This is a genomic window from Pedobacter sp. Bi126 (assembly GCF_918698245.1).
In the GTDB taxonomy this organism is placed as follows: Bacteria; Bacteroidota; Bacteroidia; order Sphingobacteriales; family Sphingobacteriaceae; genus Pedobacter.
On the sequence record NZ_CAKKMS010000001.1, the window covers coordinates 1,030,371 to 1,043,120 of the forward strand.

Annotated in this window: 15 protein-coding genes; 6 read left to right on the plus strand and 9 right to left on the minus strand. The window is 39.8% G+C overall.

What is annotated here, in order from left to right; translation table 11 throughout:
* The first annotated feature begins 121 nt into the window (after nt 1-121).
* Genes LQ201_RS04090 through LQ201_RS04100 form a run of 3 tightly spaced genes read left to right on the plus strand, consistent with a single transcriptional unit; the run spans nt 122 to nt 3,920 of the window.
* Entirely contained in the window at nt 122-2,551 is a 2,430-nt protein-coding gene (locus tag LQ201_RS04090) for a penicillin acylase family protein (protein WP_230145468.1), read from the plus strand.
* Between the two features lie 6 nt (nt 2,552-2,557).
* Nucleotides 2,558-2,917, plus strand: a complete 360-nt coding sequence (locus LQ201_RS04095) for a hypothetical protein (RefSeq protein ID WP_230146602.1) — start codon at nt 2,558-2,560, stop codon at nt 2,915-2,917.
* A 19-nt stretch (nt 2,918-2,936) separates the two neighbouring features.
* Complete coding sequence (locus LQ201_RS04100) at nt 2,937-3,920, plus strand: acyl transferase (protein ID WP_230145470.1); 984 nt, start codon at nt 2,937-2,939, stop codon at nt 3,918-3,920.
* 3 nt (nt 3,921-3,923) lie between these two features.
* On the opposite strand, the gene LQ201_RS04105 is transcribed toward LQ201_RS04100, so the two are convergent.
* From LQ201_RS04105 to LQ201_RS04140, 8 genes are read right to left on the minus strand one after another with little or no spacing between them, the layout of a single operon-like run.
* Entirely contained in the window at nt 3,924-4,361 is a 438-nt protein-coding gene (locus LQ201_RS04105; RefSeq protein WP_230145471.1) for a Fur family transcriptional regulator, read from the minus strand.
* Nucleotides 4,362-4,381: 20 nt separating this feature from the next.
* Nucleotides 4,382-4,831 carry a hypothetical protein gene (locus LQ201_RS04110; protein WP_230145472.1) on the minus strand — a complete coding sequence of 150 codons (450 nt, stop codon included), beginning with the start codon at nt 4,829-4,831 and terminating at the stop codon, nt 4,382-4,384.
* A complete protein-coding gene (locus LQ201_RS04115) occupies nt 4,828-5,262 on the minus strand; it encodes a DUF3299 domain-containing protein (protein WP_230146603.1) in 435 nt (144 codons plus the stop codon). Before LQ201_RS04115 ends, LQ201_RS04110 begins: the two co-directional genes overlap by 4 nt.
* Complete coding sequence (locus tag LQ201_RS04120) at nt 5,262-5,699, minus strand: hypothetical protein (protein ID WP_230145474.1); 438 nt, start codon at nt 5,697-5,699, stop codon at nt 5,262-5,264. Before LQ201_RS04120 ends, LQ201_RS04115 begins: the two co-directional genes overlap by 1 nt.
* Before the next feature lie 19 nt (nt 5,700-5,718).
* On the minus strand, nt 5,719-6,930 hold the full coding sequence (locus LQ201_RS04125; protein ID WP_230145475.1) for an FtsX-like permease family protein: 1,212 nt from the start codon (nt 6,928-6,930) through the stop codon (nt 5,719-5,721).
* Nucleotides 6,930-7,556, minus strand: coding sequence for an ABC transporter ATP-binding protein (locus LQ201_RS04130; protein ID WP_230145476.1), 627 nt, complete (start codon nt 7,554-7,556; stop codon nt 6,930-6,932). Before LQ201_RS04130 ends, LQ201_RS04125 begins: the two co-directional genes overlap by 1 nt.
* Nucleotides 7,549-7,713, minus strand: coding sequence for a hypothetical protein (locus LQ201_RS04135; RefSeq protein WP_215132031.1), 165 nt, complete (start codon nt 7,711-7,713; stop codon nt 7,549-7,551). Before LQ201_RS04135 ends, LQ201_RS04130 begins: the two co-directional genes overlap by 8 nt.
* A 22-nt stretch (nt 7,714-7,735) precedes the next feature.
* Nucleotides 7,736-8,131, minus strand: coding sequence for a MerC domain-containing protein (locus LQ201_RS04140; RefSeq protein ID WP_230145477.1), 396 nt, complete (start codon nt 8,129-8,131; stop codon nt 7,736-7,738).
* A gap of 86 nt (nt 8,132-8,217) precedes the next feature.
* Between LQ201_RS04140 and LQ201_RS04145 the strand changes: the two genes are divergently transcribed.
* Nucleotides 8,218-9,420 carry a GTP-binding protein gene (locus tag LQ201_RS04145; RefSeq protein WP_230145478.1) on the plus strand — a complete coding sequence of 401 codons (1,203 nt, stop codon included), beginning with the start codon at nt 8,218-8,220 and terminating at the stop codon, nt 9,418-9,420.
* A gap of 540 nt (nt 9,421-9,960) precedes the next feature.
* Complete coding sequence (locus tag LQ201_RS04150) at nt 9,961-10,467, plus strand: DUF6678 family protein (RefSeq protein ID WP_230145479.1); 507 nt, start codon at nt 9,961-9,963, stop codon at nt 10,465-10,467.
* A 142-nt stretch (nt 10,468-10,609) separates the two neighbouring features.
* Here LQ201_RS04150 and tyrS read toward each other — a convergent pair whose 3' ends face one another.
* Complete coding sequence (tyrS, locus tag LQ201_RS04155) at nt 10,610-11,896, minus strand: tyrosine--tRNA ligase (protein ID WP_230145480.1); 1,287 nt, start codon at nt 11,894-11,896, stop codon at nt 10,610-10,612.
* Nucleotides 11,897-12,067: 171 nt separating this feature from the next.
* Between tyrS and LQ201_RS04160 the strand changes: the two genes are divergently transcribed.
* Complete coding sequence (locus tag LQ201_RS04160) at nt 12,068-12,742, plus strand: ACP phosphodiesterase (protein WP_230145481.1); 675 nt, start codon at nt 12,068-12,070, stop codon at nt 12,740-12,742.
* Nucleotides 12,743-12,750 lie beyond the last annotated feature (8 nt).

Sequence of the window (12,750 nt, forward strand, 5' to 3'; positions counted from 1 at the left end):
GTTAGCATAATAATTTCAATTCGAATTATAATTTTGATTGATATACAGTTTGTTGTATTTTGCATTAAACATAAACCGTCATTTTGCCCTATCTTAGCGAAAGACTTGTTAGCTAACCATTATGAATAAAATTAAAGCCGTATTCTGCATCATTATTCCGATAGCATTAGCTTTTTTATTTAATACCAAATTAGGTAGTACACCTCCACTGTTAAAATTCCTAAATCCTTTTATGGGTTTCTGGCAAAATGCAGAGAACAATCATTTTATGTTTAACCATAAAGCGAAGATTAAAGGGGCAATAGATAAAATCGAAATCGTTTTTGACGACCGCATGATTCCACATATTTTTGCACAGAATGATCACGACCTGTATCTGGCACAAGGTTATGTAACCGCCATGCACCGCCTTTGGCAAATGGATTTTCAGACCCGTTTTGCCGCGGGTAGAATTAGCGAAGTAGTTGGCGATAAAGCGATAGAGGTAGACCGCTATCAGCGCCGGATGGGCATGGTTTATGGCGCAGAAAACTCGTTAAAAGGCATGATGGCCGATCCTAAGGCAAAAGAAATGATCTTAGCTTATACCGAAGGGATAAATGCCTACATCAAAACACTTTCTAAAGCCAATTATCCCTTAGAATACAAGATACTCGATTTTAAGCCTGAAAACTGGACGCCTGTAAAATGTGCGCTGCTTCTAAAACAGATGTCGGCGGTATTAGCCATGGGTTCCGACGAATTTTACATGACCAACATCTTGAAAAAATTCGGCCCCGAGGTGACCAAAAATCTTTTCCCGGATTATCCGTTTCGCGAAGACCCAATCATCCCTGTTGGCACCAAATGGGATTTCTCTCCCTTACCAACACCTAAAACACCAGAAAGCTTCACCCAGGCGCAAACCGGCGAGGTAAAAACAACCGAAAAAATTGAAGGCATCGGCAGTAATAACTGGGCTTTATCTGGCGCTAAAACAGCATCAGGATACCCGATTTTGGCAAACGATCCACATTTGGATTTAACACTTCCTTCAATCTGGTATCAAATCCAGCTACATGCACCTGGCGTAAATACTTATGGCGTTTCATTACCTGGTGCTCCGGGCGTAATTATAGGTTTTAACCAGAAAATAGCCTGGGGTGTGACCAATGTTGCAGCCGATGTACTGGATTTTTATCAGATCAAGTTTAAAGATTCCAGCCACAACGAATATTGGTACAACAATAAATGGAAAGCCACAACAAAGAGATTGGAAACCATTAAAATCCGTGGTGGAAAAGATGAAATAGATACCGTTTACTACACGCATCACGGGCCAGTGGTATATTTCCAGAAACCAAAATACGGCAGGGCAGATAATGTGCCTGTTGGTGATGCTTTAAGATGGATTGCACATGATGAGTCGAACGAGCTCATGACTTTTTATTACCTGAACCGTGGGAAAAATTATAACGACTACCGTAGGGCTTTAACTTATTATACCGCACCTGCACAGAACTTTGTTTTCGCCAGTATGGATAACGATATTGCCATTACGCCAAATGGCAAATTCCCCCTAAAATGGAAGGATCAGGGCAAATTTATTCTCGATGGTACCGACCCGGCCTACGATTGGCATGGCTGGATCCCGAATGCACAAAATCCAACAGTTAAGAATCCGCCGCGCGGTTTTGTAAGCTCGGCCAACCAATCTTCTACCGATACTACTTACCCATATTACATTAACTGGGAATTTGCGCCTTACGAGCGTGGCAAAAGGATCAACGACCGCTTATCGGCCATGAACAAGGCTACATTGGATAGCATCCGTTTGATGCAGACCGACAATTACAGCATTATGGCGCAGAACCTGGTTTCTGCTTTATTGCCCTTATTGAATAATGAGCAATTAAACGCAACACAAAAAGAAGCATTGGCTTACCTGAACAAGTGGAACAAACGTTATGATGCCCATGAAATTGCAGCCAGCGTATTTGAGATATGGACCAAACGCTTATCACATGATATCTGGGCAGACGAATTCGAGGTCAAAGGAATCCCGATGCGTTACCCTTCTAGAGACCGTACGGTGGAAATGATCCTGAAAGAACCCAATGCAACATGGTATGATAATATCAATACCAGCAAAAAAGAAACATTATCCGACCTGGTTATCGAAGCTTTTAAATATAGCTGCGATAGTTTGGAAAGACGCTTTGGACCAATAAACAAAGATTGGGATTGGGCAAATGTAAAACAGACCAATGTGCCACACCTGGCCAAAATACCAGGATTCGGCTCGAAGGTTTTACAGATTGGTGGCGCGAAAACTGCCATTAATGCTTTGAGCGAAGCCAACGGACCTTCATGGCGGATGGTGATCGAACTGGGCAAAACGCCAAAAGGACATGGGGTTTATCCAGGCGGCCAATCAGGCAATCCCGGAAGCAAATTTTATGACAATATGATCGATACCTGGGCAAACGGTAAACTATACGATCTGTTTTATATGCAAAGTCCTGATGATAAATCGGGTACGGTTATTTCTCGTTTAAAAATTTCTAAATAGGCTAAAATGGTTTTCATTGTTATATTAATAATCTGTTTCCTTTTACAAATGATTGCCCCTTGGTGGATCATTATTGTAATTTCCTTTGCCACCTGTGGCATTATTGGCAAAACAGGAAAAATAGCCTTTTGGCAATCTTTCCTCGCTATTTTCTTACTTTGGATCGGATATGCTTTATTTAAAAGCTTGCCTAATGATAACGTCCTTGCTGGCCGTGTGGCCGTAATGACGGGCATAAAAATCTGGTGGGCACTGTTGTTGGTTACAGGAATTTTAAGTGGCCTGGTTGCTGGTATTAGCGGTTATTGTGGTTATCAGTTCCGCATGGCAATGCTGGCGAAAAAAACTGACGAGAAAATAGCATAATGCTTCGTACTTTTGCCCTGTGAATTTAACAGCTAACGATATATTTTCTGTAAAAAGTACCGATGCGTTTAACGCTCTTGCCTTAAGCATTTTTAAGTTACAGGCCCAAAACTGCAATGTTTACCGCGAATATATCTTTCATTTAGGTGTTGATGCTGATGAGGTGAGCGAAATTGAACAGATCCCTTTTTTACCCATCAGTTTTTTTAAAAGCCATTCCATTCTCAACAGTACCGATCCTGTCCAAATTACTTTCAGCAGTTCAGGCACAACGGGTATGGTACAGAGCAGCCATCATGTAACCAATGCTAAATTGTATGAGCAGAGCTATCTACAGGCTTTTGCGCAATTTTATGGGAACATCACCGAATATTGCTTTTTGGCCCTGCTCCCATCCTACCAACAGCGAGCTGGTTCATCGCTGATTTATATGGTCAACGATCTGATCGAAAAAAGCAGGCATCCACAAAGTGGTTACTTTTTATACAACCATGATGAATTGCTGAAAACCCTCCTGGATCTTAAATCAAAAAAACAGAAAACAGTTTTAATTGGTGTTACTTATGCCCTGCTCGATTTTATAGAACAGTTTGAAATCGATTTCCCCGAACTGATTGTAATGGAAACGGGAGGAATGAAAGGGAAACGTAAAGAAATGGTGCGAGAGGAATTACATGAACAGTTAACCGAAGGATTTGGTGTAAAAGCTATCCATAGCGAATATGGAATGACCGAACTACTTTCTCAGGCTTATTCTTTGGGTGAAGGCATCTTTAACTGCCCCAGCTGGATGAAGGTTTTGATCCGCGACACCAACGATCCTTTAAGTTTAATTGAAAATGGCAGGACTGGTGGCATCAATGTAATCGATCTGGCCAATCTCAATTCTTGTTCATTTATTGCCACGCAGGATCTGGGCAGAATAAATCCTGATCAAAGTTTTGAAGTATTGGGCCGGTTTGACAATGCCGATATCAGGGGTTGTAATCTTTTGGTGCAGTAAACGTTAATTTATCTTATCCGAACAGCTTGCGCATAAACCGGTAGCAATCAGATTAAGGTGCTCTACTTTAAATCCGGCAGGAACTTTTAATGCCGGAATTTTAACGGTATCCAAACAGTAAATTTTATGACAGTTATCGCAGTTAAAATGCACATGTTCATCATGGTGTTCGTGTGCACTGCAGCCATCAGAACAGATGGCATAATTGGCTGTGCCCTGCTGATCTAAAACCTTATGTATAATTCCTTTTTCTTCGAAAGCCTGCAAAACACGGTATAAAGTAACTCGGTCAGCATTCTTGCCCATCACCTGCTCCAAGTAAGGCTGAGATGTTGCAGAATCTCTTCCACTCAAAATCTCCAGCACCTGTAAACGCTGGGCAGTTCTTTTTAGTCCGTTTTTAACCAAAAGTTTTTCGAAACGTGCTGTTTTGTTTTCCATAGCAATACAAAAATAAGCAATTAATTAATCAGTTTGGCATTTTTGATGCTTATTGGCGGTGCATAGCTCGCATCCTTTTGTTCCAATTTTAAAATCCCCCGTACATGGATGGGTTTTTCGCCATAAGGCACCGCGCTTTCCATCTCAACCATGATCATTACCGGAATACCATTTTGCCCACAAAAATAACATTGGTTGATGGGCAGGGTTGCCAAAAGAAATTTCTGTTGTTTCTGTCCGCTTTTTATAGGGATCAGGTAACCTGTTAAATCAAACTCCCTGTTCTCAAAACGTCTGATCGATTCTGTAAACAGGGGCAAAAGTTCGTTCTTTTCGGTGAGTTCAAATTTCACCGAGCCGATTACATCCCAGTTTAAAGATCGCAATTGATCTTTTGGGTTGTGCTTTTGCGTTTGTGCAGCAACTGAGCAAACCGAAAACAGAAAGAAAATAAAGTACAAATATCTCATCGTTTTATAGCATCTAAAAGAAAAAAGGTAGACCGGCTATCACCAGAATCGTTGATTATAAATTTGCCTTTCAGGGTAATGGTCTCATCGGTCCAGGTAATCGGTTTTAAAGTCTTCACTTCTATCATCGAAGGGATATCGCCCGTGCCACAATACGGGCAGGAGGCAACGGGCACAATAGAAAACATAAACTCGGTAAAACTATTGCCAACTTTAGTTGGGATGATATACCCAGGGATTTCGATTATCTTATTATCGATTGCTTTTAATGCCGGCGGAAAAACAGCCTGCCAAACCAATGGTTTTACCTGTTTATCGTATTTTAAGCCAATTAGGTTCCAGGTGGGCGTGCGCATATCGGTATGTACATTTACCTGCGCAACAGCCTTAAAAGAGATCAACATCAATAAAACCGTTATATATTTCTTCATCATAACTGTTTTGCATTTAAAAGAAAAAACTCGCTCCTATCATCACCCGAATCGTTAATAATGAATATTCCTTTCAGTTTGATCGGTTTTTCGGTGATGGGAATAGCCGTTAACATTTTCACCTGCACCATTGATGGAATATCGCCAGAGCCACAGTACGGACAGGAGGCAATGGGTACAATAGAGAACATAAATTCGCTAAATTTCGACCCTACCTTTGTGGGAATGATGTAACCAGGCAGCTCGATAACCTTATTGTGTAATGCCTTTAATGCCAGTGGAAAAACGCTTCCCCATTTCTTTGGAGCAATTTCGGCATCATACTTTAAACCGATCAGGTTCCAGGTAGGCGTGCGCATGTCGGTATGTACCTTAACCTGCGCCGCTACTACGTGGATAACTAAACATGAAACAACCAATAAAACTAATTTCTTCATTGTATTAACCTCAACCAGGTTATCTGTTTTTGGTTAAAGTTTCGGCAATATCAACCTTGTAAATCTGCATAGCGGGGATAAGCGAGGCTAAAGCGCCGATAAACAGCCCGATCCAGATTAAATATACTTCCTGTGGAATCGTAGTAAACCCCGTTAATTTTGCCTGAGAAGATTCCTGATAGGCCCCGATTACCTCAAGGGCAATATGCCCGATCAATAAACCCAAACAGGCGCCTATAAATGTAACCAAAACCCCTTCAAACATGACCAGGAAAAAGAGTTTCGATTTTGATGCACCAAGACAACGCATAATGGCCAGGTCGTATTTCCGCTCTTTCATTGCGTTATAAAGGCTGATAAAAATACTCAGGGCAGCAATCCCCATAATAAATATGGCGAACCATTGTAACGTATCAATCCCAACACCAATCAGTGAAAACAACCTTGCACTTTCCATCGCCGGAGAGGCCGCCTGCATGCTTGTACTTTGGTTAACCATCCGTGGGAAAAGAATCACCGACATTGGCGATTTATACTGAATCAGCAAGGCTGTAATCTGTTTATCGTTAATCTCTTTGGCTCCTTCAGAAACGTTACTATGGCCCTCAACATGCTTCTCTTCATGCATTTTATACACACTGCCAATATTAGTGAGGATCAGATTATCGGTTATGTTTCCCTGTGGTTTTAAAATCCCTTTTACCTGGTAAGCATGTTGTTTATGAACATCTCCATTCCCGGTTAAACCATGTGCGCCGAAAAAAAAATCGCCAATCTTGAGCCCCGATGTTAATGCAACAGTGTTACCAAGGGTTGCTTCTAAGTCTTTATGCCAAAAGCTTCCCTTTTGGATAGATAAACCGTAAAGATTGGAGAAAGTGCTATCAGTGCCAACAATCCGGTAGCCGTTATAATTATCGCCCAATGCCAATGGAACAGCCCTTTTAACCATAGGGTTCTGCATTAATTTGTAGGCATCTTTAGCAGGAATATTTCCCGTTGGGTAATCGATATGGTAAACGCTGCTTAATATCAGCTGTAAGGGGCTTCCTTTGGCCCCCACAACCAGATCGATATCCTTGGCATTTTTTTCCAGTTTGCTGCTAATCTGTGTAGACGCCAAAAAGAGAATAGACAGGATGCTCACACCAAAGGCAACTAAAATAATATTCAAAATTGTTGTTAGCTTATTCCTGACGAGGTTTTTGCTACTGATTTTAAAGATATTCATTAGAGTAGATAGGTTTTAGTAATGTGGTCCCGAACCCTTCGGTCGTGCGTGGCAATGATCAGTGCAGCTCCATTATCTTTAGCTTGGGTAGTCAGCAGCTGAATTACCTGATTGGCATTTTCATCATCTAAGCTAGATGTAGGCTCATCAGCAATCAACAGATCAGGTTTGTTTACCAATGCACGCGCCACTGAAACCCTTTGCAACTGCCCCTGACTTAATTGGTCAGGATAATTTTCAGCCAGTTCGGCAATATCCAGATCGTGCAAAAGCGAAAGATTCCGTTCATGATCTACAGGTAGCTCAGCCATTACCGCAGCAAGCGCTAAATTATCGAGCACATCAAGTGAACGAATAAGATGCGGCCTTTGAAAAATGATTCCGATATGTCTTCCCCTAAACCTATCCCTCCCTCTTGCAGGCAGCGTATATAAATCGGTTCCGTTAATTAAAACTTCACCCTGGCTTGGCTCCAAAAGACCAGAAATAATATTGAGCAGTGTGCTTTTCCCACTACCAGATGCACCGAGTAAAAGCCATTGCTCCATATCTGCGATTTCCCAGTCGGGAAATTTTATTCTTCTCCCCTTCTCATAAACATGTGCCAGTGAACTGATCTTAATCATGATGTAACACCTTTTGCACTTTTTTAACTACCAGATTTTTGATGGCATAACGCCTGTACAGTTCTATTCCATCATTTGTACCATGTTTGCAGGCAGGGTTTAACATGGTGATGAACAACAACGCCGGGATAAACAGGATTTTATAATTCTTTGACATATTAGTTAATGAGGATAAACTTTTAAAGCTGGTGATCGATGGGACAAGACTTGAGCATTCTTAAATTGATGTAATGGGCAGTCGCAATGGTAAATCCACCAAGCGGAATCAAAATCGGCTCCAGCAGCTCAATTCCCGAAAAATGCCCAAATGCAATGCAGACAAAGCCTGAAATAAGCACCAGGATTGGCATAATACGGTGATGTTGCTTTCGGTAGGCAGCACTTAAGCTCCAGATACCAATAATCAATGAAACTGCAATCATCGTAATTTCAACCGCTTCATAGGCCAGAAACCCCATACCCCACATCGGCAAAACAGTGATCAGGAATGGTAATGCTGCGCAATGTATGGCACAAAGTGTTGAGGCGGAAATGCCGATCCGGTCGAGGTTGATTTTATAGCTCCGTAGTTTCATTAAAATAAATTTAGTCTGCAAATATAAAAGCAATATGGTTGCATTTAAAATAATCAAAGCTATATTTGCAACATAATTGCATTAACATGATAAAGAAATTACCAGTAACCGTATTGAGCGGTTTCTTGGGCAGTGGTAAAACGACACTGCTCAATGCTATATTAAGGAATAAGCAAGATTTAAAAGTGGCCGTTATTGTGAACGATATGAGCGAGGTAAATATCGATGCCGCTATGGTTAAAGATCAGCATACCTTATCTAAAACCGATGAAAAACTGGTAGAGATGAGCAACGGCTGCATCTGCTGTACCCTGCGGGAAGACCTGATGACCGAGGTGGAAAAACTGGCAAAAGAAAACCGATTTGATTATCTTTTGATCGAAAGCACGGGAATATCTGAACCCATTCCTGTTGCACAAACATTTTCTTTTATTGATGAGGCTTCGGGTATTAACCTGAGTAGATATAGCCGGTTAGATACAATGGTAACTGTTGTAGATGCTTATAATTTTTACAGGGATTTTGGTTCGGCAGATAAACTTGCTGACCGCAACATGGTTGATAATGCGGCTGATAAACGCACTATCGTAAACCTACTTACCGACCAGATCGAATTTGCGAATGTAATTTTATTGAACAAGACCGATCTGGTAAGTGATACCGATATTAAGGTCCTCAGGGCGCTGATTGCTAAACTGAACCCAAGCGCCAAGATTTATCAGACGCTTTTTGGAGAAATAGATCCGGCTTTAATTTTAAACACAAAACTGTTCGATTTTGAATCTGCATCTGAAGGAGCAGGATGGAAAAAAGAGCTTGAAGAAATCCATCAGCCCGAAACCGAAGAATATGGAATAAGTTCTACCGTATTCCGTTCTAAAAGACCTTTTCACCCTGAAAGATTATGGCATTACATCAATAAGGAATTTCCGCAGAATATTATCCGATCAAAAGGCATATTCTATCTTGCTGCCATGCCAGAGCAAGCCATTAATTTTTCGCAGGCAGGCGGTTCCTTACGCATCGACCCGGCAGGGGTTTGGTGGGCAAGCATGCAGCAGCATGAACGTGAACAATACGTGGACTACCTGGAAAACAGAACTGAAATTGATGCAGATTGGGATAATGATTTTGGAGACCGTAAAAATGAACTTGTTTTTATTGGACAGGAAATGAACAACGATGAATTAAAAAAATCACTCGAATATTGTCTGTTAACTGATACAGAAGTAAAAAATTATAAAACAAAAAACACCTTTAAGAACCCTTTTGAACATATTTTACCTTAAAATGAAATAATAGTCGATGAAATGAACAAAATGGTAGTTTTTCGATGATATTCTTAGGTTTTATTTTGCGTAAATTTGATTTGCCCAACCAAACTTACGCTTATTATGGAGCCTACAGAAGAATTAACTTTAGTTAAAACCCGCTTATCTTGTCCGAAGTGTAAAAATTTCGAAACCTACAGGGTACCCAGGGGTTTTCTCTTTAAAACGCTTATGCCATGGATTTCAGTTAAGAGGTACAAATGTTATAAGTGTTTTAATAAGTTTTACGTATTTAATTAGCATCTATAAGTTAGCATCTCATTTAAGCCACGGAAGTGGCTTTTTTCGTTTCAGGATGAAATGTTCTGCTAAAAGCAGATCGCATTATTTAAGCGCGGTATGCTGCAGTTTTTTAAACACATATTCTTTATAACTTGCCCCAATGGGCGAGGGATAATCTTTAATAACTTCTTAAATGTTATTTTTGGTATTAAATTTCTTTAATGAATATTATATATACTTTATCATAATTGATAGAATTTTAAAACCAGGGCTAAAATGGACATTAGTGAGAGAAAGGATTTTTACAGTGATTTCTTCGGAAACCCTGAAATTTCCGAAAGAGAAAAGTATAAATACTATACCTCAAACGATCCGGATATTTTAGCGGAAAAAGAGAAAATAAGAAAAATTGTTACAAAAAAAGGGCTGTCGTCAGTAATGAACGATACAAAATGGTTGAAACTTCAAAATGCAATAAAACAATTGCCTTTCCCACCTCCATATATAGACAAACTCATTATTGATGACAAGACTTATGAAGAAGTTAAAATAAGTAAGGCTCCACATTGGTTAGGAAATTGGGACCCGTTTTACAATGAGGGCATGCATTTGTTTTTTACCATTGAGTACATAAAAGTACGACCATGTTATGCGGAGCACAGCGGAACTTTAGTTGGCCCTAAAATATTTGACGAAACCGAAGAATTTAAACTCCTTTTAACAGCGTTGAATATACCTTATGAAGAAGATGAGGGAATTTTCACAATATTCGGATACAGATAAATACCTTCATAATCCGATTTTCGTGACTCATGAGCGATATGGATTAACGGAGGCTGATGCGGAAGATCAACCTCCCGTTCAATTTTAAATTCGAGCCCAATGAATAGATCTTTTACTGTCAGTTTCATTGGGCCTGAAAATTTTATTCAGCGATTAAAAGGAAGTAGTTTTTCTTTCCTTTCTGTACCACAATAAATTTGTCGTTGATCAGATGCGCGGTATTGAAAACCTGCATAGGGTCAGCTACTCTTTCTTTATTTACGGAAACACCTCCACCTTGTATCAATTTCTTAGCTTCACCTTTAGATGGAAAAACATCTGTTTTTTCTGCCAACAAAGTAGCTGCATCAATCCCAGTGCTTAATTCTGATTTTGAGATATTAAACTGCTGAATACCTTCGAACATTTCCAAAACTTGTTTTTCCGATAAACTTTTCAGAAATTCAAGTGATCCGTTTACGAACAAAAATTCTGAAGTTTTAATAGCAGTTTCTAACGCTTCTACCGAATGGGTTTTTATAGTGATATCTTCAGCTAAAGCTTTTTGAAGGATACGACGATTTGGTGCCACGTCATGTTCTTTTTCTAAAGCTTCTATTTCTTCTTTACTTTTCAAGGTAAAAATACGGATCCATTTTTTTACATCATCATCTGATGCTCTTAACCAGAACTGGTAGAATTTATATGGAGAAGTTTTCTCTGGATCCAGCCAAACGGCACCGCTTTCGGTTTTACCAAATTTGGTCCCATCTGCCTTTTTAATCAACTGTGTAGTAATGGCATAAGCTGTACCAGCATCTTTTCTTCTGATCAGCTCCGTACCGGTAACAATATTGCCCCATTGATCAGATCCCCCCATCTGTACCAAGCAGTTTTCATTTTTCCACAAATGATAAAAATCGTAACCCTGAATCAACTGGTAACAGAACTCGGTAAAAGATAGGCCAGAATCACCTTCCAAACGTCTTTTAACACTATCCTTTGCCATCATGTAGTTCACGGTAATGTGTTTACCTACATCCCTGATAAAGGTAAAAAGATTCATATCCTTAAACCAATCGGCATTGTTAACCATTACAGCACCATTTCCACCTTCTTCAAATTTTAAGAATTTAGATAATTGCTTTTTCATCCCTTTCAGGTTATGTTCAATCATTTCAGGTGTCTGAAGATTACGTTCATCAGATTTTCCCGATGGATCGCCTACCATACCTGTAGCACCACCGACTAAAGCAAACGGCTTGTGACCAGCATTTTGAAAATGAATCAGTGTCATGATCTGCGTTAAGTGTCCAACGTGCAACGAATCTGCAGTCGGGTCGAAACCGATATAACCAGAAGTCATACCCTCGTTTAACTTTTCCTCAGTATTCGGCATAATATCATGCAGCATGCCACGCCATGTTAACTCTTCAACAAAATTTGTCATTGTACAAACACTTTAATAATGTGCGTGCAAAGATAAAATTTTAGCTTAGTTTAAAGCAAATTAGTTGGTTTTGTAAATGAGTTATCGCAATTGCGCTTTGCAGCCCCGTAACCTTACCAATATTTTACCGTTGACTCTTTACAACCATACAAGAAAACATTACCTTGCAAAATGAACTTTTTATCCCATTATTATTTCGACCGGACAAATAATGACGCCAATGTGGTAATGGGAACAGTTTTGCCAGATCTGATTAAAAATGCTGCAAAAGAGGCAAATTTATACCCACAGAAGAATGAATTCCTGTTTAAAGGAAATCCTGATGAAGAAAACCTGCTTTTTGGCTGGAAAAGACATTTAGCGGTCGACCTGCTTTTTCATTCCTCTAATTTTTTTCTCGAGAAAACCACCGAGCTTAAGCAGCTCATTAAGCCCATTGTAGAAAATACTGCGGTCCGCCCATCATTCCTCGCACACATTGGCTTAGAACTTTTATTGGATCATTTATTGGTAACACATAATCTGGTTCAGGTGAATCATTTTTATGATAAACTCGAAGCGGTAAAAAAAGAATCATTAAGCGATTTTCTGGAGCACTGTAACCTGAAAGATCCAGAAGTATTTTTCAACTTTCTGGAGAAGTTCATCAGCAGTAAATACCTGTTGAGTTACCAAAAACTCGAAAATATCAGTTATGCCCTTAACAGGATCTGTATGCGTTTGTGGCCAGAAACGTTAAATGAAAAGCAGTTGCAGCAGCTGACTTTTGAACTCGGGATTTTTAAAACCGTTCTAGAAAAAGATTACATGGATATTTTTGAGGAGATTGAGGGAAAACTGGTTTGATTATTTTG

Coding starts and splice junctions, on each gene's coding strand:
- LQ201_RS04140 (WP_230145477.1), bottom strand. CDS start 8,131: ATGAAACTACGGAGCTATAAAATCAACCTCGACCGGATCGGCATTTCC.
- LQ201_RS04115 (WP_230146603.1), bottom strand. CDS start 5,262: ATGAAGAAATATATAACGGTTTTATTGATGTTGATCTCTTTTAAGGCT.
- LQ201_RS04145 (WP_230145478.1), top strand. CDS start 8,218: ATGATAAAGAAATTACCAGTAACCGTATTGAGCGGTTTCTTGGGCAGT.
- LQ201_RS04090 (WP_230145468.1), top strand. CDS start 122: ATGAATAAAATTAAAGCCGTATTCTGCATCATTATTCCGATAGCATTA.
- LQ201_RS04150 (WP_230145479.1), top strand. CDS start 9,961: ATGGACATTAGTGAGAGAAAGGATTTTTACAGTGATTTCTTCGGAAAC.
- LQ201_RS04120 (WP_230145474.1), bottom strand. CDS start 5,699: ATGAAGAAATTAGTTTTATTGGTTGTTTCATGTTTAGTTATCCACGTA.
- LQ201_RS04110 (WP_230145472.1), bottom strand. CDS start 4,831: ATGAGATATTTGTACTTTATTTTCTTTCTGTTTTCGGTTTGCTCAGTT.
- LQ201_RS04130 (WP_230145476.1), bottom strand. CDS start 7,556: ATGATTAAGATCAGTTCACTGGCACATGTTTATGAGAAGGGGAGAAGA.
- LQ201_RS04135 (WP_215132031.1), bottom strand. CDS start 7,713: ATGTCAAAGAATTATAAAATCCTGTTTATCCCGGCGTTGTTGTTCATC.
- LQ201_RS04160 (WP_230145481.1), top strand. CDS start 12,068: ATGAACTTTTTATCCCATTATTATTTCGACCGGACAAATAATGACGCC.
- LQ201_RS04125 (WP_230145475.1), bottom strand. CDS start 6,930: ATGAATATCTTTAAAATCAGTAGCAAAAACCTCGTCAGGAATAAGCTA.
- tyrS (WP_230145480.1), bottom strand. CDS start 11,896: ATGACAAATTTTGTTGAAGAGTTAACATGGCGTGGCATGCTGCATGAT.
- LQ201_RS04095 (WP_230146602.1), top strand. CDS start 2,558: ATGGTTTTCATTGTTATATTAATAATCTGTTTCCTTTTACAAATGATT.
- LQ201_RS04105 (WP_230145471.1), bottom strand. CDS start 4,361: ATGGAAAACAAAACAGCACGTTTCGAAAAACTTTTGGTTAAAAACGGA.